This is a genomic window from Glycomyces lechevalierae (assembly GCF_027622945.1).
Lineage (GTDB): Bacteria > Actinomycetota > Actinomycetes > Mycobacteriales > Micromonosporaceae > Glycomyces > Glycomyces rutgersensis.
Genome location: NZ_JAPZVQ010000002.1, coordinates 366613 through 387304, shown reverse-complemented (window position 1 = coordinate 387304; position 20692 = coordinate 366613). Strand labels below are relative to the sequence as shown.

At 69.0% G+C, this 20692-nt stretch carries 13 protein-coding genes; 10 read left to right on the top strand and 3 right to left on the bottom strand.

Annotation, left to right across the window (positions count from 1 at the left end; genetic code table 11):
• Window positions 1-5: 5 nt before the first annotated feature.
• The 3 genes from O2L01_RS05450 to O2L01_RS05440 form a co-directional block, all read right to left on the bottom strand.
• Complete coding sequence (locus tag O2L01_RS05450) at window positions 6-3104, bottom strand: ATP-dependent DNA helicase (RefSeq protein WP_270120867.1); 3099 nt, start codon at window positions 3102-3104, stop codon at window positions 6-8.
• A gap of 169 nt (window positions 3105-3273) precedes the next feature.
• Window positions 3274-4905, bottom strand: a complete 1632-nt coding sequence (locus O2L01_RS05445) for an ABC transporter permease (RefSeq protein WP_270120866.1) — start codon at window positions 4903-4905, stop codon at window positions 3274-3276.
• The gene (locus tag O2L01_RS05440) at window positions 4902-5828 is read right to left on the bottom strand and encodes an ABC transporter ATP-binding protein (RefSeq protein ID WP_270120865.1); all 927 of its coding nucleotides are present in this window, start codon (window positions 5826-5828) and stop codon (window positions 4902-4904) included. The genes O2L01_RS05445 and O2L01_RS05440 overlap by 4 nt, the downstream gene beginning before the upstream one ends.
• A 92-nt stretch (window positions 5829-5920) precedes the next feature.
• Here O2L01_RS05440 and O2L01_RS05435 point away from each other — a divergent pair, with 92 nt between their 5' ends.
• From O2L01_RS05435 to O2L01_RS05390, 10 genes are all read left to right on the top strand, one after another.
• Window positions 5921-6442: a GbsR/MarR family transcriptional regulator gene (locus tag O2L01_RS05435; protein ID WP_270120864.1), complete on the top strand. Its 522-nt coding sequence runs from the start codon at window positions 5921-5923 to the stop codon at window positions 6440-6442.
• 56 nt (window positions 6443-6498) lie between these two features.
• Window positions 6499-6786 (top strand): preprotein translocase subunit SecE, encoded by a 288-nt coding sequence (gene secE / locus O2L01_RS05430; protein ID WP_270120863.1) that lies wholly within the window; start codon window positions 6499-6501, stop codon window positions 6784-6786.
• A gap of 297 nt (window positions 6787-7083) precedes the next feature.
• Window positions 7084-7812 carry a transcription termination/antitermination protein NusG gene (gene nusG / locus O2L01_RS05425; RefSeq protein ID WP_270120862.1) on the top strand — a complete coding sequence of 243 codons (729 nt, stop codon included), beginning with the start codon at window positions 7084-7086 and terminating at the stop codon, window positions 7810-7812.
• 144 nt (window positions 7813-7956) lie between these two features.
• Window positions 7957-8388 carry a 50S ribosomal protein L11 gene (gene rplK, locus O2L01_RS05420; protein WP_112138175.1) on the top strand — a complete coding sequence of 144 codons (432 nt, stop codon included), beginning with the start codon at window positions 7957-7959 and terminating at the stop codon, window positions 8386-8388.
• 89 nt (window positions 8389-8477) lie between these two features.
• Window positions 8478-9173, top strand: a complete 696-nt coding sequence (rplA, locus tag O2L01_RS05415; protein WP_270120861.1) for a 50S ribosomal protein L1 — start codon at window positions 8478-8480, stop codon at window positions 9171-9173.
• Between the two features lie 273 nt (window positions 9174-9446).
• A complete protein-coding gene (rplJ, locus tag O2L01_RS05410) occupies window positions 9447-9983 on the top strand; it encodes a 50S ribosomal protein L10 (protein WP_270120860.1) in 537 nt (178 codons plus the stop codon).
• 36 nt (window positions 9984-10019) lie between these two features.
• Entirely contained in the window at window positions 10020-10400 is a 381-nt protein-coding gene (rplL, locus tag O2L01_RS05405) for a 50S ribosomal protein L7/L12 (RefSeq protein ID WP_270120859.1), read from the top strand.
• Between the two features lie 231 nt (window positions 10401-10631).
• Window positions 10632-11918, top strand: a complete 1287-nt coding sequence (locus tag O2L01_RS05400) for a hypothetical protein (RefSeq protein WP_270120858.1) — start codon at window positions 10632-10634, stop codon at window positions 11916-11918.
• Between the two features lie 1308 nt (window positions 11919-13226).
• Window positions 13227-16658: a DNA-directed RNA polymerase subunit beta gene (rpoB, locus tag O2L01_RS05395; RefSeq protein WP_270120857.1), complete on the top strand. Its 3432-nt coding sequence runs from the start codon at window positions 13227-13229 to the stop codon at window positions 16656-16658.
• Window positions 16659-16772: 114 nt separating this feature from the next.
• Window positions 16773-20660, top strand: a complete 3888-nt coding sequence (locus O2L01_RS05390; protein ID WP_270120856.1) for a DNA-directed RNA polymerase subunit beta' — start codon at window positions 16773-16775, stop codon at window positions 20658-20660.
• The last annotated feature ends 32 nt before the right edge of the window (window positions 20661-20692 follow it).

The following is a 20692-nucleotide window of genomic DNA, read 5'->3' as shown; positions in this document are numbered from 1 at the left end:
GCGCTTCACTCATCCGTGACCTGCCGTCCCTCGTCCGCGATCGGGCAGCACCGCTTGACCGAGCACGTCTCGCACTTGCTGGTGTTGCGGGCCTCGAACACCGACCCCGCCATGCGCACTGCCGTGTCCCCGGCGAGCTCTCGCGCCCAGTCCGGGTTCTCGTGCTCGCCGAGCGGCCCCTGCTGGCGGGCGACGGCCGTGGCGCCCTTCGCGTTCGGGTACACGAGCTCCGCCCCGCCCGGCTCGGCGCCCTCCGCGAACGCGCCCTCGGCGATCGCGAGCTGGTAGATCCCCAACTGCGGATTCGTCTGCGCGTCCGCCTTGCTCACGGCGCTCTTGCCAGTCTTGAGGTCGACCACGTAGAGGCGGCCCGCCGCGTCGCGCTCGAGCCGGTCGATCTGGCCGGACATGACGACCTCGACCCCGGGGGGCCCGACCTCGAGCTTGAGCCGGAAGGACCGCTCCGCCCCGATGAGCTCCCTCCGGTTGGCGCTCAACCACTTCGCGAAGCGCTCCACCGCGCCGGAGACGCGCTGGCGCTGCTGCTCGGCGTGCCAGGGGGCCTCGAACGGGAGCCGGTCGAAGTGCTCGCCCACGACCTGCTCCATCACAGCCTTCGGATCGGCCGCCGGGTCGACGGTGACGGCTTCGGCGGCGGCGTGGAGGAGGGTGCCGAGGTGGCGGGGGAGGAGGTCGCCGGAGTCGCCGCCGTGGGATTCGAGGACCCACCGCAGCCCGCACTGCTGGGTCTTCTCCACTTGGGACGGTGAGATGCGGATGGTCTCGCCCGCGAGCGCGAGCGCGCGCTCGTCGGAGACCGTGGCGAGGCCCCACCACCGGGCCGGGTCCGCGCCGGGCACGCCGGACTCGGCGAGGCGGCGGAGCGCGGCGGCGGCCGCGTCGCGTTCGGCGTGCCCGGAGTCGACGACGGCTTCGCGCAGCCGCGCGGTGAGCGCCGCGAGGCTCAGGGGCCGGCCCCGGCGGGGCGCGGCGGTCGGCTCGACGCCGAGTTCGGCGCTGAAGCGGCTCGGTTGCGCCTCTTCGGAATCGACGGCGGTGACGAGCAGCCGCGCGCGGGCGCGGGTGCAGGCGTTGTAGAACAGCCGCCGCTCCTCGTCGAGGAGTTGCGCGACCTGGTCGACGTCGGCGCGGCCGTCGATGACGTCGACGAGCGCTTCGGCGCCGAGGAGCGAACCGCGCGGGCGCAGGTTCGGCCAGGCGCCCTCCTGCGCGCCGGCGACGATGACGAACTCCCAGCGGCGACCGTGCGCGGCGTGGGCGGTCGCGAGCGTGACCGCGTCCCCGAGTTCCGCTCGCGCGGAGAGGAAGTCGCCGGGGAGCTGCTGGTGGAGCACGTGCTCGCAGAACACCTCGACGCCCGCGCCGGGCTGCTTCTTCTCGTAGTCGGCGGCGAGGTCGAACAGGGCGATGACGGCGTCGAGCTCGGCGTCGGCGCGCTGCGCCCGCCGGTCGCCCGAGAGCGCGCGCCGCCGCAGCCGCTCGCTCATCGCGGAGGCCTCCCACACCGCCCACAGCGTGCCGCTGAGACCGGTGCCTTCCCTTGCGGCCGTGAAGAGCGCGCCGAGCCGCCGCGCGGGTTCGGCCCAGTCCTCCTCAGGCAGCGCGGCGGTCCGCTCGGGGTCGCGCAGGGTCTCGACGAGGAGGTCCGCGCCGGGGGAGAAGTTGTCCGCGGCGACGGCGAGCCGCCGCAGCTCCTGGCGCAGCCGCCGCTCCTCGAACGGGTCCGCGCCGCCGTACGCCGAGTGCAGGAGCCCGGCCGCGTTGGACTCGTCGAGGCGTTCGCGCCCGCGCCCGACGAGCACTAGGTGCAGGAGGTTGCGCACCGTGGGGTGCGCGGGGAGCGGCACGTCGTCGGCGGCCTGCCGGGTCGGGACGCCCGCGTGCTGCATGGCCCGGCGCAGGCGCGGGATCTCGGAGGCCGATTTGACGACGACCGCCATGTCCCCGTAGGGAACCCCGTCGAGCAGGTGCGAGCGGCGCGCGACGTCGGCGAGGTACACGGCCTCCCTCGTGGGGGACGGCAGGTAGACCACGTCGACCCGGCCGGTCTCCTCGGAGGCGGTGCCGCGCTTGCGGTCCCGGTCGTGGCCGCGCAGCCGCCGCGAGAGCGTCGTGGTGGCGGCGAGGGGCGCGAGCGCGGTGTCGTGGGTGTCGTCGAGCTGCACCGCGGGCGCTTCGGCGCCGTCGCGCGAGGTGAACCTGAACGGGAAGTCCCGCACCGATTCGGGGTCGCCGCCTTGGAACCCGAACACGGCCGTGTCGGGCGAGCCGGCCGCGACCAGGTTCGCCCCGTCCCCCGCGAGGAGTTCGAGGAGGCGCAGGTGCGCGGGGGTCGCGTCCTGCAGGTCGTCCACGAACACCCAAGCGGGCCTGGGGAACAGCTCGGGGTCGCGGCGCAGAGCCGCCGCGGCGGCGCGCACGATCTCGGCCGAGTCGTACAGCGCGCTCGACATCGATTGGAGGGCGAGGGTGGTGACGTACCGGTCGTAGAAGCGTGCGGCGGTCTGCCATTCCGGGCGGTCGTGCTCGGCGCCGAGCCGGGCCAGTTCGGGCGCGGAGAGACCGCGCTCGCCGCAGCGCAGCACGAGGTCGCGGAGCTGCTGCGCGAACGCGTACGTCTTGACCGCCTCGTCGAACCCGGCGGGCCAGCCGAAGTCCTCGCCTTCGAGCATGGACCGGATGAGCGCGTCCGCCTCGGGGCCGGTGAGCAGGCGCGGCTCGTCGAGGCCGGCGGCCACGGCGGAGGCGCGCAGGAGCGCGAACGCGAAGGCGGCGAAGGTGAACACGCCGACTTCGGCCGCCGAATGCGCGGCGGTCGCGGCGTTGAGCCGCGACCTGAGGTGCGCCGTGTCCTGGCGGCGCAGGCCGAACACGAGGATCGAATCGGGCGCGACCCCTGCTTCGACTTTCGCGATGACGGCCCGCAGCAGCGCCTCGGTCTTGCCGGTCTGCGGCCCGCCGCGGACCAGGAGCGGCCCGGAGGCGTGTTCGACCACCGCCCGCTGCGCCGCGTCGAGTTCGAAAGCGAATCGATCGGCGGGCGGATCGGTCAGTTCATAGCGGAGGTCCAACACGCTGCCCATGGAACCATAGGGAATCACGGGGGTCCGACAGTTCCGGTCGCGGCTGTCGTATGGGCCCTGTCGAATGCGCCCTTTCCGGCGCCATTACCGGACCCGAATGCGAAAGTGCCGATGCCGGGAACCAGTGGTCCCCGGCATCGGCGGCGGGTGTTTCCTCAAATGGTCGGTGCTAGCTGAATTGGAGGTCGCGCCGTTTCGCCCCGATGTAGCCGAGTGCCGCGAACAGCACGGCCACGCCGGTGAGCACGAACAGCGCGGCCCACGAGAAGTCCTCGGCCGGGTAGTTCCCGAGGTGGTCGAACGGCGAGATCGCCATCGCCCACTCCGGCAGGTCCAGCAGTGCGCCGAAATAGACGACCAGCAGCGTCCACGTCCACGCCAGCCACCGCAGCCAGCCCGCGCGCGGCAGCCACGCGAAGGCCGCGAACACGAACGCGATGAGCACCCAGACCGCGGGGAGCTGCACCAGCGTCGCCGCCAGGATCTTCCCGGCCAGCTCGCCGTCGCCGGACGCGCCGCCTGCGGCGAGCCCGAGGCCCGCGACGATGTTCGTGAGCGTCGCCGTGAACAGCGCCGCCGGCAGGTACGAGCCGGGCCAGCCAGAGCGGGCCACCGGCGCGGCGGCGATCAGCTCGCCCCGGCCCACGATCTCCTCCTTGCGGCCGCGCCCGATCACGAGCACGCCGAACAGGGCCGCGACGATCGCGTTGATCGACACGAACGTCGCCGCGAAGCTCAACTGGATCGTCGCCCCGCCCCGGTCGAGGATCTCCTGCTGGGCCTCCGAGAGCCCGTCCGCGAAGTCCTCCGCGCCGCCGATCACCGACCCGTACGCCACGCCGAGCAGCAGCGTGGTGACCACGCCGGTCCAGATAAGGCCCCGGGTGAGGCGGAACGTCAGCGCGCCGGCGCTCTTGAGCCCGGCCTTCGCCTCGGCCCGGCCGCGGCGCGCCGCGACCATGCCCTGCCCGAAGTCGCGGTGGGCGACCAGCGTGAACGCCAGCCACACCGCGAGGATCGCGACCGCGATCGAGATCAGGAGCGGCCACCAGCGCTGCTCGGACGTGAAGATGTAGGCGAGCTGCGACCAGCCGAGCGGCGAGAGCCACGTGACCCACGTGCCTTCGGCGTTCCCGGCGCCCGCCAGCAGCACCGAGACGCCGAGCGCACCCAGGCCGTAACCCGTTGCGGCCGAGCCGTTCTCGCTGAGCTGCGCCGCGACGGCCGTGAGGCTCGCGAAGACGAGCGCGATCGCGGTGTGCGCGGCCCCGAACAGGAGCGCGCTGGAGCCGTCGCCGCCTTCGAGGCCCATTGAGGCGAGCGCCAGGAGCCCGCCGAGGACGACCGCCGCGATGGTGCTGAGCAGCAGCGCCGCGGCCAGGTCCGCGCGGCGGCCGATCGGCAGGGACCGGATCACCTCCGAGCGGGAGGTCTCCTCGTCGGCGCGGGTGAGGCGGGTGACGAGCAGCACGAACATGACCGCGGTCATCGCCCCGGTCCACAGCAGCATCCGGTGCGTGAACAGCGCGCCGACGCTGTCGGCGTACGCGTTGACGTACTCGATCGGGCCGCTCATGGAGAGCATCGCCGGGGAGCTCATCGTGCCCGCGAAGCCCACCCGCTCCTCGGCGGTCGTGTACTGGTCCGCGAGGACCGGCACGGTCATCCAGGTGAACCCGGCGATGCCGGCGATCCACCAGAACAGGTACATGCGGGACCGGCGGACCTGGAAGCGCAGCAGCTTGCCGGTGCCGGCGAGCGTGCCCAGGCCGTCCTCGATCTCCGCGACGGCGGTGGTCATGACCCGTTCTCCTCGCCGTTCGGGACGCCGCTCGCGGCGAGCTCGTCGCCGTAGAAGCGCAGGAAGATCTCCTCGAGCGACGGCGGCTCGCACGTGAGCCCCGCGACGCCGGCGACGGCGAGCTGCGCGAGCACGTCGTCCAGCGCGGCGGTGTCCACGCTGCACTCGACCTCGAGGCCGTCGACCTTGAGGTCGTGCACGCCCTCGTGGTCTTCGAGGCCGCGCACCGGGTTCTTGAGGGTGGCGCGCACGCGCGAGCGTGAGAAGTGCCGCATCTCGGCGAGCGTGCCGGTCTCGACGATGACGCCCTTGCGGATGATGCTCACCCGCTCGCAGAGCGCCTCGACCTCGCTCATGATGTGGCTCGAGAGGAGCACCGTGCGGCCCAGCGCCGACGCCTCCTTGACGCACTCGTTGAAGACCGCGCCCATGAGCGGGTCGAGCCCGGAGGTCGGCTCGTCGAGCAGGAGCAGGTCGACGTCGGCGGCGAACGCCGCGACGAGCGCCACCTTCTGCCGGTTGCCCTTGGAGTAGGAGCGCCCCTTCTTGCGGGGGTCGAGGTCGAAGCGCTCGAGGAGCTCGTCGCGCTTGGCCTTGTCGATGCCGCCGCGCAGGCGGCCGAGGAGGTCGATGGTCTCGCCGCCGGTCAGGCCGGGCCAGAGCGCGACGTCGCCGGGCACGTACGCGAGGCGCTTGTGGAGCTCTGCGGCGTCCTTCCACGGGTCGCCGCCGAAGAGCTCGGCGCGTCCTTCATCCGAGCGGAGCATCCCGAGGAGGACGCGGATGGTGGTGGACTTCCCGGCGCCGTTCGGGCCGAGGAAGCCGTGTGTCTCCCCTTGTGTCACTTCAAGGTCGAGACGGTCGAGGGCGGTCACGTGGCCGAAGCGCTTGACCAGGCCTTCAGTGCGGATCACTGCGTTCATGCCCTCAAGCTAACATACCTTTCATGAATTTGTGAAAGTCGTGTCGTGTCAAGATAACATCAAGATCCGGTCGGGGACGTCGAAGGGGAACGATGGAACAGCACACCGAGGAGCGCAGAGCCCTGCTGGAGTACGTGGAGCAGTTCGCGGCCATCCTGACCGCCAGCGGCATGCAGCGCATGTCCGCGCGGGTGTTCACCTACATCCTCGTGGACGACGCGGAGACCTACACCGCCGCCGAGATCGCCGAAGGGCTCTCGATCAGCCTCGCCGCCGTGTCCGGGGCCGTGCGCGAACTCCTCGCCGGCAGCCTGCTCGCCAAGGGCCGCCGCGCCTCCACCCGGGCCGACGTCTACCGCCTTCACGACGAGGACGTGTGGGGCTCGATCATGCTCGACCGCTCCGACTTCCTCGACCGCTACCAGCAGACCGCCCTCGTCGGGATCGACACGCTCCCAGCCGGACCGGGCCGCGACCGGCTCGTTCAGACCGCCGCGTTCATGGAGTTCATGAAGACCGAGATGTCCGCGATGAGGACGCGGTGGAACGAACGACGGCGCGAACTGTCCGCCGCCTACGAAGCCCGCCGCCGCGATAGTGACGCGTCCCGCTAGTCCGGTATGCTGCAAGCCTGACCGCCCCGATCAGATGAACCCTGGAGGAAGCCGACGTGGCCGACGACACCAGCAGCTCCGACGCGGACGCGACCGCTGAAAAGGGTCGTCCCACGCGCAAGCGCGGCGAGAAGACCGCCGAGCGCAACGTCTTCAAGAAGCTGGGCCGCTTCCTCAAAGAGGTCGTCGAGCAGTTGCGCAAGGTCGTCTACCCGACCCGCCGCCAGCTCGTCACCTACTCGATCGTCGTCCTGGTCTTCGTCGGCATCATGATGGCCTTCATCGGCGGTCTCGACCTGCTCTTCGGCGACCTCGTGCGCCGGGCCTTCGGCGCCGACTCCTAGCGCCCCGCGGGCGGCCGCAGCCGCCCCGCGACACGGCCGCCCCGCCCTTCGCGGCGGCGCGTGGATTGCGTGACCTGCGCCGGTTCGCCGGTGCCTGAGACGCGCCGCCGTCCGGAGCGGCTACCCTAGTGGGTATGACGCGCGCCGGTTCCGCCGGCGCGCGACTTCACAGGCGGGGATCGCCGCATCCGAGGACTCAGTCGAGAAACCGGTTCGGTTCAGAGAGCACCGTCGTAAAGAATGTTCAGTCGCAGTACCTCGCCGTCGCGCGAGGTCGAGCCGGAATGAGAGTTGAGCGTGTCTGAGTTCGACGAGGCCCTGAAGAACGAGGTCGCGGCGCAGGCTGCCGCGGCACAGGTCGCGGACGTCGACGCGGAGCCGGAGATCGACGAGGACGCCGTGCCCGGCGAGCCCGAGGTCGACCCGGCCGAGGCGCTGCGCGCCAAACTGCGCTTCGCGCCCGGCGAGTGGTACGTGCTGCACTCCTACGCCGGCTTCGAGAACCGGGTGCGCTCCAACCTGGAGAACCGGATCCAGTCCTTCGACATGGAGGACTACATCTACCAGATCGAGGTCCCCACCCACACCGAGGTGGAGATCAAGAACGGCAAGCGCTCCAAGGTGGAGGCCAAGGTCTTCCCCTCCTACGTGCTCGTCCGCATGGAGATGACCCCCGAGTCCTACTCGGTCGTGCGCAACACGCCCGGCGTGACCGGCTTCGTCGGCGTGGTCGACCGCACCGACCGGCCCAGCCCGCTCCCGCTCGACGAGGTCATCCAGTGGCTGCTCCCGCCGGAGCAGAAGCCCAAGGACGAGGCCCAGGCCGAGTCCTCCGGCGGCGACGTCGACATCAAGGTCGACTTCAGCGAGGGCGAGTCCGTCACCGTCGTGGACGGCGCCTTCGCCTCCATGCCGGCCACCATCGCCGAGATCAACGCCGAGCAGCAGAAGCTCAAGGTGCTCGTCTCGATCTTCGGCCGCGAGACTCCGGTCGAGCTCAACTTCAACCAGGTCTCGAAGCTGTAGCACGAGCTACAGCTCACATACCTCCTTCAGAGTGCCCGCCACCTGGGCGAGTACCCTGGAGAAGTTGTGCGCCGGGCGCTGCCCTGCGCGCATGTAAGGCGGAGGCTCCGGTCTTCGCAAACCCAGGATCAAGAGAAGGACACGATGGCTCCCAACAAGAAGGCCGTTGTGACGTTCAAGCTGGAGCTCGCGGGTGGCCAGGCCACCCCGGCCCCGCCGGTGGGTCCCGCCCTCGGCCAGCACGGCGTCAACATCATGGAGTTCTGCAAGGCCTACAACGCGGCCACCGAATCCCAGCGCGGCGAAGTCCTCCCCGCTGAGATCACGGTGTACGAGGACCGTTCGTTCACGTTCGTCCTCAAGACCCCGCCGGCCGCCAAGCTGCTGCTCAAGGCCGCCGGCGTCGCCAAGGGCTCGGGCGAGCCGCACCGCGTCAAGGTCGGCAAGGTGACCTCGGCCCAGGTGCGCGAGATCGCGGAGAAGAAGCTCCCCGACCTCAACGCCAACGACCTCGACGCCGCGTCGCTCATCGTCGCCGGCACCGCCCGCTCCATGGGCATCACGGTCGAAGGTTAAGGCCCCCAGAACTCCGCCGGTCCCGTACCGGCGACAACCCAGTGGAAGGGCGCGCGCCCGCCCTCACCACGACATCCGAAGGATGGAACATGAAGCGCAGCAAGAAGTACACCGACATCGCCAAGAAGGTCGACCGCACGCAGCTCTACGCGCCCGCCGAGGCGACCGGGCTCGCCAAGGAGACCTCGCCGACCTCGTTCGACGCCACCGTTGAAGTGTCCCTTCGACTCGGCGTCGACCCGCGTCAGGCCGACCAGCTCGTCCGCGGCACCGTCTCCCTGCCCCACGGCACGGGCAAGACCGTCCGCGTCATCGTCTTCGCCGAGGGCGACAAGGCCGAGGCCGCCGTCGCCGCCGGCGCCGACGAGGTCGGCTCCGACGAGCTCGTCAAGCGGATCTCCGAAGGCTGGCTCGACTTCGACGCCGCCGTCGCGACGCCCGACCAGATGGCCAAGATCGGCCGGATCGCGCGGATCCTGGGCCCGCGCGGCCTCATGCCGAACCCGAAGACCGGCACCGTCACTCCCGACGTCGCCAAGGCCGTCACCGAGATCAAGGCCGGCAAGATCTCGTTCCGCGTCGACAAGCACGCGAACCTGCACCTGCCGATCGGCAAGGTCAGCTTCTCCGCCGAGCAGCTCGCCGAGAACTACAACGCCGCCCTCGAAGAGGTCCAGCGTCTGAAGCCCTCGAGCTCCAAGGGCGTGTACATCAAGAAGTCGACGATCTCCACCACCATGGGCCCGGGCATCCCGGTCGACCCGCAGGCGGTCAAGATCAAGTAAGGCGCACCGCGAGGTGTGACGTGGCCCCGGCGCAGGCTCCTGCGCTGGGGCTTTCTTCATGCCCCCTGCTACGATGAAAGCCAACAACCCAAAGACCGTTCGGTCACCGCCTTGCGCGGTTGTAAACCACCCGGGACCGACGTAGGGCGACTATTCGAAGCGACCATGGTGCGGGCTCCGGCCCGAAGGTCCCAGTGATATGGCGTCCGCGAGGGCGCCTTTTTTGTCGCCTCCGCACGGTTTTGGATTGACCAGCCGAGAAAGGAGGGAAATATGGCTGACAGGGAATACCCGGCGGGTAAGACGACCGCCATCGCCGAACTCGCCGACGAGTTCTCCAACGCGACCGCCACGGTGCTCACCGAGTACCGCGGCCTCTCCGTTGCAGAGCTGCGCGAGCTCCGGCGTTCCCTCGGCGAGGGGACGCAGTACCGCGTCGCCAAGAACACCCTCGCCAAGCGCGCTGCCAACCAGGTCGGGGTCACCGGTCTGGACGAGCTGTTCGTCGGCCCCACCGCGATCACCTTCATCAAGGGTGACCCGGTCGAGGCCGCCAAGGGACTCCGCGCCTTCGCGAAGGCGCACGAGGCCCTGGTCATCAAGGGCGGGTACATGGAGGGCAAAGCCCTCTCCGTCGATGAGATCAACAAGCTCGCCGACCTCGAGTCCCGCGAGGTGCTCCTGGCCAAGCTGGCCGGCGCGCTGAAGGCCACCGCGCAGAAGACCGCCTCCGTGCTTGCCGCCCCCGCCGGGCAGGTCGCACGACTCGGCGCGGCGCTGCAGGACAAGAAAGCGGCCGCCGGGGAGTAACCCCCAGCAGCCCAAGACTTCAAGAAAGGAACCACCATGGCTAAGCTTTCCACCGAAGACCTTCTCGAGCAGTTCGAGGGCATGACCCTCCTCGAGGTCTCCGAGTTCGTCAAGGCGTTCGAAGAGAAGTTCGACGTCACCGCCGCCGCCCCCGTCGCCGTGGCCGCCGCCGGCCCCGCCGCCGGTGCCGAGGCCGCTGTCGAGAAGGACACGTTCGATGTCGTTCTCGAGTCGGCCGGCGAGTCGAAGATCAAGGTCATCAAGGAAGTTCGCGGCCTGACCGGCCTCGGCCTCAAGGAAGCCAAGGAGCTCGTCGAGAGCGCCCCCAAGGCCGTCCTCGAGGGCGCGAAGAAGGAAGACGCGGACAAGGCCAAGGAGGCCCTCGAGGGCGCCGGGGCCACCGTCACCCTGAAGTAATCGCGCACTTCGCGACCTGCTCGGGCGAAGCTCACGAGCCTCGCCTCTAGTGCAAGAAGGGGCCTCCCAGCCCTTGTACGTGACCGGGTCCGCGCCGCCGTAAGGCGGTGCGGACCCGGTCTTCTTTCGTTCCGAGAGAATTCTCAGAAGAATTCTCGCGGGGCGCAACGAATCCGGACCACCGCCACGTCTTTGCGTGTAGACACACCCACGCACTCAAGGAGATGGACGATGTCCGCAAGGAGATGGGCAGCCGGGCTCGGCGGGGCCACAGTGCTCGCGCTGACCGCCGGCTGCGGGATGCTCGGTATCGGCGGCGGCGAGGACGACAGGTCCGCCGAGGAACGCCTCGTCGCGATGCTCAACGAGAGCAACCGCATCGAGGCCGACCTGACCTCCGCCGAATACCGCATCGTCCAGAACTGCCTGGAGGAGCAGGGCTTCACCGTCCACGAGCCCTGGTCGTTCCAGGAGTGGGAGGCCGAGGAGCAGGAGACGCTCTCGTGGGGCTACCCCCACGAGGAATTCCTGATCGACGCCGACGAGGCCAAGGAGTACGGCTACGGCGCCTGGGCCGACAGCGCCGAGGCCCAGGAGAACGGCGAGGCCGAAGACTACTGGGCCGCACAGGAAGAGAAGTGGGAAGAGGAGGAGGGCGGCGACGACTACGTCGAGCCCGACACCACCGACTGGGACGCCCTCACCCCTGACGAGCAGTACGACTGGTACCTCGCCTACCAGGGCGAAGAGTACGTCGAGAGCTCGTACGGCACCCGCGAGGAGTACACCTCGTCGATGTCCGAGGAGGAGCTCACCGAAGAGGAGGCCATCGCCCTCGAAGAGGCGGCCGAGGAAGAAGAGGTCGTCGAGGACGAGGGCGAGATCAGCGTCGAGGACGAGGACGACTGGGTCGACCCCAAGCCCGGCGGCTGCCAGCTCGAGATGATCGAGGCCCTCTACGGCGAGCCCCGCATGGTCGAGGACACCTGGGAGGACGAGGGCGGCGGCAGCTACACCTACTGGGAGTACCGCCCCGAGAACCCCGCCTACGCCGGTGAGAGCGAAGAGGACTCGATGTACGGCAAGATCGAGGACGACTACACCGAGGCCATGCTCGACATGCAGGGCAAGTACCTCGACTGCATCACCGAGCGCGGCTACTCCGGCTTCACCTTCACCGAGTACAACAGCCTTCCCGTGCGCGAGTACCTCACCGAGATCTACTACGACGGCGTCCCCGAGGACGAGCGCATGGTCTCCTACGGCGACAGCGACACCGAGATCCCGCCGCTGCCCGAGGACATGCCGGAGGACTACGAGGCCAAGAAGGCCTACGAGATCCAGATGGCCGTCGACTTCAACGAGTGCGGTGACGAGCTCGGCTACGTCGACGCCTCCGAGAAGGCCTACGACGAAGCGAACGTCAAGGCCTACGAAGCCATCGAAGAGGACGTCTACGCCTGGCAGCAGGACATGAAGGACGCCCTCACCAAGGCCCAGGAAATGCTGGACCAGTAAAAGCCACCTCTCTATCGGGGAAGAAAGGCCCGGGCCGCGCAGATGGGGCGCAGCCCGGGCCGCCCTGTATCCAGGGCACGTCTTTGCGCCGCAAGGGAAGCGCCCCGACAAAGCCTCGCCGACTCGATCCGCCCGCCCCTAGCCCACCGCTTTCCCGCCGCACCGGCGAGCCCCCGTCACCTCCTTGCACCGCAAGGGAAGCGCCCCGACGAAGCCTCGCCGACTCGATCCGCCCGCCTCTGGCCCACCGCTTTCCCGCCGCTCCGGCGAGCCCCCGTCACCTTTCCGGCGCGGGCTCGTTGAACAGATCGAAGCGGCAAGCCCGTTCACGGGCCCGCCGCTGAAGGTGCGAGGCCGGGACGCCGCATTGCGGCCGGGCGCCGGGACGCGCGAGCGCTCGGCACCGGCGGCAGGCGACGCAAAGGCGTCCCGTGCCCGCACCGAACCCGGCTCCGCCCTCGCCGCCGCCCGAGGCGCTTTCAGAGCCTCGCCGACACCCGGGCACGCCTCCGGGGACCGACGGCGATCCGGCCGCGGGAGCCAAGGCCCGCCGACGCTCGCTTGCGGACGATCGCGCGCTGGCCCGCCCAGGCCTCGCGCGCGCTAGGCCGCGTCGGGCGCGACACGCCCGGACATCGAAGCTTGTGCGGCCCTTCGCAACGCCCGAGCGACCCCGCCGCGGCCGGCCTCCGGCGGCCGTCCGCGGGCCCGCTGTGCTGCGGTTCGCCCGCTCCCGCGGGCCCCTCGGCGCCCACCGTTCTCCCCGCTTCAGGCGCTGGGGCCGAAGGGGCGCATCCGGGCGAATTAGACGCCTGACTTGACGAACTGTGACTTGATCCTGCAAACTAGTTCCTCAAGCGCCACTGCGTGGCGCGCGCAACGTTCGCCCCCACCGGGCCGGCTTCAGTGCCGCGAGCGGAGCGCGAGAAGGGCCGCCGCGGGGCGGCCCGGAGGAAGGCAGGACGGTCCAGGAGCGCGTGCGAACCAGGACTCGGAGCGATGTACGGAAGGAACTTCGGCAGCGGGAGAGATTGTCGTCACCACTTACCCCACCACCCGGTGGGGAAGTTGACAGTTGCCGGAGCGTACATTAAGCTATTAATTTGCGCTGCCTCCTTCACGCCTTCTTGACGCGGTGAGGGTCGTGGACGGTGGGGATTCCAGGTTATCGACCGATGTAGGACGCCGGTTTCGGCATGTCCGTCCGATTCGATGCCCGTCTCCGGCTGTCCCGTCTATCCCGCATCGGTGCGGTGACTGCGGCATGCGCCGGCCGTCGTAACAATCAGGTCCTCGGAAGGACGAATCTTGGCAGCTTCCCGCACTGGCAAGACCAGCTCCAGCAAGAGCAAGCACGCACCTCGCCGTATCTCGTTCGGCAGGATCGAAGAGAAACTCGAAGTCCCGAACCTTCTGGCGCTCCAGACCGACTCGTTCGACTGGCTCGTCGGCAACGAGGCCTACCGCGCCCGCGTGGGCGAGGACGCGGTGAGCGGCCTCGACGAGATCCTCGAGGAGATCAGCCCGATCGAGGACTTCTCGGGCACCATGAGCCTGTCCTTCTCCAATCCTCGCTTCGACGAGGTCAAGGCCCCCATCGAGGAGTGCCGCGAGAAGGACCTCACCTACTGCGCCCCGCTGTTCGTCACGGCGGAGTTCATCAACCACACCACCGGTGAGATCAAGAGCCAGACGGTCTTCATGGGCGACTTCCCCATGATGACTCCGAAGGGCACCTTCATCATCAACGGCACCGAGCGCGTGGTCGTCTCGCAGCTCGTCCGTTCGCCGGGCGTGTACTTCGACAAGCAGCCCGACAAGACCTCCGACCGCGACCTCACCAGCGCCAAGGTGATCCCGGGCCGCGGCGCGTGGCTCGAGTTCGACATCGACAAGCGCGAGACCGTCGGCGTGCGCGTGGACCGCAAGCGCCGCCAGGCCGTCACCGTGCTGCTGAAGGCCATCGGCTGGGACAACGACCGCATCCGCGAGCGCTTCGGCTGGTCCGAGCTCATGATGACGACCTTGGAAAAGGACACCATCAACTCGCAGGACGAGGCGCTGCTCGACATCTACCGCAAGCTCCGTCCGGGCGAGCCGCCGACGAAGGACAACGCGCAGTCGCTGCTGGAGAACCTGTTCTTCAACAAGAAGCGCTACGACCTCGCGAAGGTCGGCCGCTACAAGGTCAACAAGAAGTTCGGCCTCGACTCGCCGATCTCGACCGGCGTGCTCACCGAGGACGACCTGGCCGCGACCATCGAGTTCATGCTGCGCCTGCACTCGGCCGAGCCGGGTTACGGCCCCGACGACATCGACCACTTCGGCAACCGCCGCCTGCGCACCGTGGGCGAGCTCATCCAGAACCAGATCCGGGTGGGCCTCTCGCGCATGGAGCGCGTCGTGCGCGAGCGCATGACGACCCAGGACGTCGAGGCGATCACGCCGCAGACCCTGATCAACATCCGTCCCGTCGTGGCGGCGATCAAGGAGTTCTTCGGTACTTCGCAGCTGTCGCAGTTCATGGACCAGGTCAACCCGATCACGGGTCTGACCCACCGCCGCCGCCTCTCGGCGCTCGGCCCGGGCGGTCTCTCGCGCGACCGCGCCGCCATGGACGTGCGCGACGTGCACCCGTCGCACTACGGCCGCATGTGCCCGATCGAGACGCCTGAAGGCCCGAACATCGGCCTCATCGGCGCGATGTCGACCTTCGCGCGCGTCAACCCGTTCGGCTTCATCGAGACGCCGTACCGGAAGGTCGTCGACGGCAAGGTCACCGACGACGTCCAGTACCTGACGGCCGACGAAGAGGACCGCTTCACCATCGCGCAGGCGAACCAGCTCCTGAACGAAGACGGCTCGTTCGTCGACGCGCAGGTCCTGGCCCGCGGCCGCGGCGGCGAGGCCGAGCTCCTGACCGCCGACGAGATCGACTTCATGGACGTCTCGCCGCGCCAGATGACCTCGGTCGCGACCGCGCTGGTGCCGTTCCTCGAGCACGACGACGCCAACCGCGCCCTCATGGGCGCGAACATGCAGCGCCAGGCCGTGCCGCTCATCAAGACGGACTCGCCGCTGGTGGGCACCGGCATGGAGTACCGCGCCGCGGTCGACGCCGGCGACGTCGTCGTCGCCGAGTCCGACGGCATCGTCGAGGACTCCAGCGCCGACTACATCACCATCGCGCAGGACAACGGCATGCGCCGCACCTACCTGCTGCACAAGTTCCGCCGTTCGAACGCGGGCTCGTGCATCAACCAGGTGCCGCTCGTGACCGAGGGCGAGCGCGTCGAGGCCGGCCAGCCGATCGCCGACGGTCCGTCCACGGACAAGGGCGAGATGGCGCTGGGCAAGAACCTGCTCGTCGCGTTCACCACCTGGGAGGGCCAGAACTTCGAGGACGCCATCGTGCTCTCCTCGCGCCTGGTCGAAGAGGACGTGCTCACCTCGATCCACATCGACGAGCACGAGGTCGACGCCCGCGACACCAAGCTCGGCCCGGAGGAGATCACCCGCGACATCCCCAACGTCGGTGAGGAAATGCTCTCCGACCTGGACGACCGCGGCATCATCCGCATCGGCGCCGAGGTCGAGGACGGCGACATCCTCGTCGGCAAGGTCACGCCCAAGGGCGAGACCGAGCTGACCCCGGAGGAGCGCCTGCTCCGCGCGATCTTTGGCGAGAAGGCCCGCGAGGTCCGCGACACGTCCCTGAAGGTCCCGCACGGCGAGGCCGGCACGGTCATCGGCGTGCGCACCTTCTCGCGCGAGGACGGCGACGAGCTGTCCCCGGGCGTCAACGAGATGGTCCGCGTCTACATCGCCCAGAAGCGCAAGATCGGCGTCGGCGACAAGCTCGCCGGCCGCCACGGCAACAAGGGCGTCATCTCCAAGGTGGTGCCGCAGGAGGACATGCCGTTCCTGCCGGACGGCACGCCGATCGACATCCTGCTCAACCCGCTGGGTGTGCCGGGCCGTATGAACATCGGCCAGGTGCTCGAGGTCCACTTGGGCTGGGCGGCGAAGACGGGCTGGAAGCTCGAGGGCTTCGACGAGGCCTGGCAGCAGGCCCTCAAGGCCATCGGCGCCGACGAGGCCCCGGCGAACTCCAAGGTCGGTACGCCCGTGTTCGACGGTGCGCACCCCGAGGAGGTCACGGGCGTCCTGGCGAACACGCTGCCCAACCGCGACGGCCAGCGCATGGTCGCCCCGACGGGCAAGGCGCAGCTGTTCGACGGCCGCTCCGGCGAGCCGTTCCCGGACCCGATCTCGGTCGGCTACATGTACATCCTGAAGCTGAACCACATGGTCGACGACAAGATCCACGCTCGTTCGACCGGTCCGTACTCGATGATCACCCAGCAGCCGCTCGGCGGTAAGGCCCAGTTCGGCGGCCAGCGCTTCGGTGAGATGGAGTGCTGGGCCATGCAGGCCTACGGCGCCGCTTACGCGCTGCAGGAGCTGCTGACGATCAAGTCCGACGACGTGGTTGGCCGCGTGAAGGTCTACGAGGCCATCGTCAAGGGCGAGAACGTGCCCGAACCGGGCATTCCGGAATCGTTCAAGGTGCTGCTCAAGGAGCTCCAGTCGCTCTGTCTCAACGTGGAGGTGCTGTCCGCCGACGGGCAGGCCATCCAGATGACGGAGAGCGATGACGAGGTCTTCCGCGCGGCCGAGGAGCTGGGGATCGACCTGTCCCACGAAGAGCCCTCGAGCGTGGACTTCGAGAGCGCCTGACGTCGAGTGAGGGCGGGCCGCGATGAAGCTTGCGAGTCATGGATCCGCAGCGCTTCCGCCCGCCCTCGCCAACGTCTCATCCAATCCTTAAGAACCATCAAGGGGAAGAGTTCAGTGCTCGACGTCAACTTCTTCGACAAGTTGAAGATCGGCCTCGCCACCGCCGAGGACATTCGGCAGTGGTCGCACGGCGAGGTGAAGAAGCCCGAGACCATCAACTACCGCACGCTGAAGCCTGAGAAGGACGGTCTTTTCTGCGAGAAGATCTTCGGTCCGACCCGGGACTGGGAGTGCTACTGCGGCAAGTACAAGCGGATCCGCTTCAAGGGCATCATCTGTGAGCGCTGCGGCGTCGAGGTGACCCGTTCGAAGGTCCGCCGTGAGCGCATGGGCCACATCGAGCTCGCCGCTCCCGTGACCCACATCTGGTACTTCAAGGGCGTTCCCTCGCGCTTGGGCTACCTGCTGGACCTGGCGCCGAAGGACCTGGAGAAGGTCATCTACTTCGCGGCGTACGTGATCACCGCGGTCGACGAGGAGGCCCGCCAGCGGGACGTCCCGACCCTGGAGAACGAGATCGTCGCCGAGAAGCGCCACTTGGAGCAGCAGCGCGACGCCGCGATCGAGGAGCGCGCCTCGAAGCTCGAGGGCGACCTGGCCGAGCTGGAGGCCGAAGGCGCCCGCGCCGACGTCCGCCGCAAGGTCAAGGACGGCGGCGAGCGCGAGATGCGCCAGATCCGCGACAAGGCGCAGCGTGAGATCGACCGTCTCGACGAGGTCATGGACACGTTCCGCAAGCTCGAGGTGCGCCAGCTCATCGGTGACGAGATGCTCTACCGCGAGCTGCAGCAGCGCTTCGGCGAGTACTTCACCGGCGGCATGGGCGCGGAGTCCATCAAGAACCTGCTGGAGAACCTGGACCTGGACGCCGAGGCGATCAGCCTGCGCGAGACTATCGCGACCGGCAAGGGCCAGAAGAAGCTGCGTGCGCTCAAGCGCCTGAAGGTCGTGGCCGCGTTCCAGGCCACGGGCAACTCGCCGCTGGGCATGGTCCTCGACTGCGTGCCGGTGATCCCGCCGGAGCTGCGCCCGATGGTGCAGCTCGACGGCGGCCGCTTCGCGACCTCGGACCTGAACGACCTGTACCGCCGCGTGATCAACCGCAACAACCGCCTGAAGCGCCTGATGGACCTCGGTGCGCCCGAGATCATCGTGGCGAACGAGAAGCGGATGCTGCAGGAGTCGGTGGACGCGCTGTTCGACAACGGCCGCCGCGGCCGCCCGGTGACGGGCCCCGGCAACCGTCCGCTCAAGTCGCTGTCCGACATGCTCAAGGGCAAGCAGGGCCGGTTCCGTCAGAACCTGCTCGGCAAGCGCGTCGACTACTCGGGCCGTTCGGTCATCGTGGTCGGCCCGCGCCTGAAGCTGCACCAGTGCGGTCTGCCGAAGCAGATGGCGCTGGAGCTGTTCAAGCCGTTCGTGATGAAGCGCCTCGTGGACCTGAACCACGCGCAGAACATCAAGTCGGCCAAGCGCATGGTCGAGCGCGCGCGTCCGGTCGTGTGGGACGTGCTCGAAGAGGTCATCTCCGAGCACCCGGTCCTGCTGAACCGTGCGCCCACGCTGCACCGTCTCGGCATCCAGGCCTTCGAGCCGCAGCTGGTCGAGGGCAAGGCCATCCAGCTCCACCCGCTGGTGTGCACCGCCTTCAACGCCGACTTCGACGGCGACCAGATGGCCGTGCACGTGCCGCTGAGCGCCGAGGCCCAGGCCGAGGCCCGCATCCTGATGCTGGCGTCGAACAACATCCTCAAGCCCTCGGACGGCAAGCCGGTGGCCCTGCCCACGCAGGACCAGATCATCGGCCTGTACTACCTGACGCACCTTTCCGAAGGCCGCGTCGGCGAAGGCCGGGCGTTCTCGGACGTCGGCGAGGCGCAGATGGCGAAGGACCGCGGCGAGCTGGACCTCCAGGCGCCCATCCGGATCCGTCTGGACGGCATCGAGACCATCAACAACGGCAACGCCGAGCCGTGGACGGCCCCTGAGGGCTGGACCCCGGGCGAGCCGCTGCTGGTCGAGACGACGCTGGGCCGCGTGTTCTTCAACGAGTGCCTGCCGCCGGACTTCGAGTTCGTGAACTACGAGGTCCGCAAGGGCCAGCTCTCGGAGATCATCCACGACCTGTCCGAGCACTACTCGAAGGTGCAGCTGGGCGCCTGCCTGGACGCGCTGAAGTCCGCGGGCTTCCGCTGGGCCGGCTGGTCCGGTGTGACCATCGGCATCGAGGACGTCGTGGAGCCGGCCCACAAGGCCGAGATCCTGGAGAAGTACGAGGCGGACTCCGCCAAGATCGACAAGCAGTACGTCCGCGGTCTCATGACCGCGGAGGAGCGCCGCGGCGAGCTGACGGAGATCTGGACCAAGGCCACGGCCGAGGTGCTGGAGGACCTGAACGAGACGCTGCAGCCGGAGAACCCGCTGTGGCAGATGATCAACTCGGGCGCGCGCGGCAACATGCTGCAGCTCCGCCAGATCGCCGGCATGCGCGGCCTGGTGGCGAACCCGAAGGGCGAGATCATCCCGCGTCCGATCAAGTCCTCGCTGCGCGAGGGCCTGACGGTGCTGGAGTACTTCATCTCCACCCACGGTTCGCGCAAGGGTCTGGCCGACACCGCGCTGCGTACCGCCGACTCGGGTTACCTGACCCGTCGTCTGGTGGACGTCTCGCAGGACGTCATCATCCGCGAGGACGACTGCGGCACCGACCGCGCCCTGGAGTTCCAGGTCGCCGTCGAGGTCGACGGGCGTTTCATCGAGTCCGACATCGTCGACTCGTCGATCGACGCGCGCAACCTCGCCGAGGACGTCGAGGTCGACGGCAAGGTGCTCCTCGAGCGCAACACGCCGCTGAACTCGGACCACATCGCGACGCTGGTCGCCAACGGCGTCAGCGTCGTGAAGGTCCGCTCGGTCCTCACCTGCGAGTCCCGCCAGGGCGTCTGCGCGGCCTGCTACGGCCGTTCGATGCCGACGGGCGAGAAGGTGGACCTCGGCGAGGCCGTGGGCATCATCGCGGCCCAGTCGATCGGTGAGCCGGGCACCCAGCTCACGATGCGTACCTTCCACACCGGTGGCGCGGCGACCTCGCAGGACATCACGCAGGGTTTGCCGCGTGTCCAGGAGGTCTTCGAGGCGCGTGTCCCGAAGGGCAAGGCGCCGATCGCGGAAGCGAGCGGCACCGTGCGCATCGAGGACGCCGAGAAGAGCCGGAAGATCATCATCACCCCGGACGACGGCTCCGAGGAGATCGTGGTCGACAAGGTGCCGCGCCGTCTGCGCCTGCGCGTGGGCGACGGCGAGCGCGTCGAGGTCGGCGAGAAGCTCGTCGAGGGCACCATCGACCCGCACGAGCTGCTGCGCGTGCTCGGTCCGCGGAAGGTCCAGCGCCACCTGGTGGAGCAGGTCCAGGACGTGTACCGCTCGCAGGGCGTGATGATCCACGACAAGCACATCGAGATCATCGTGCGCCAGATGCTCAAGCGGGTCACGATCATCGACTCGGGCACCTTGGAGTTCCTGCCGGGCTCCCTGGTCGACCGCCTCGAGTTCGAGGAGCAGAACCGCAAGGTCCTCGCCGACGGCGGCGAGCCGGCCTCCGGCCGCCCGCAGCTCATGGGCATCACGAAGGCCTCGCTGGCGACGGAGTCGTGGCTGTCCGCGGCCTCGTTCCAGGAGACCACCCGCGTGCTCACCGAGGCCGCGATCTCCGGCAAGTCCGACTCGCTGGTCGGCCTGAAGGAGAACGTGATCCTGGGCAAGCTGATCCCGGCCGGTACCGGCATCGCCAAGTACCGGAACGTGTCGGTCGAGCCCACCGAGGAAGCCAAGGCCGCGGTCTACTCCCTCGGCGGCTACGAGGACACGACCGCGTCGGCCTTCGCCTACGGCGGCGGCCCGGCGGTCAGCCTCGAGGACTCGTACGACCTGGGTTCCTTCTAGCGATAACCTGCCGATTCCCGACGGCATGCAAG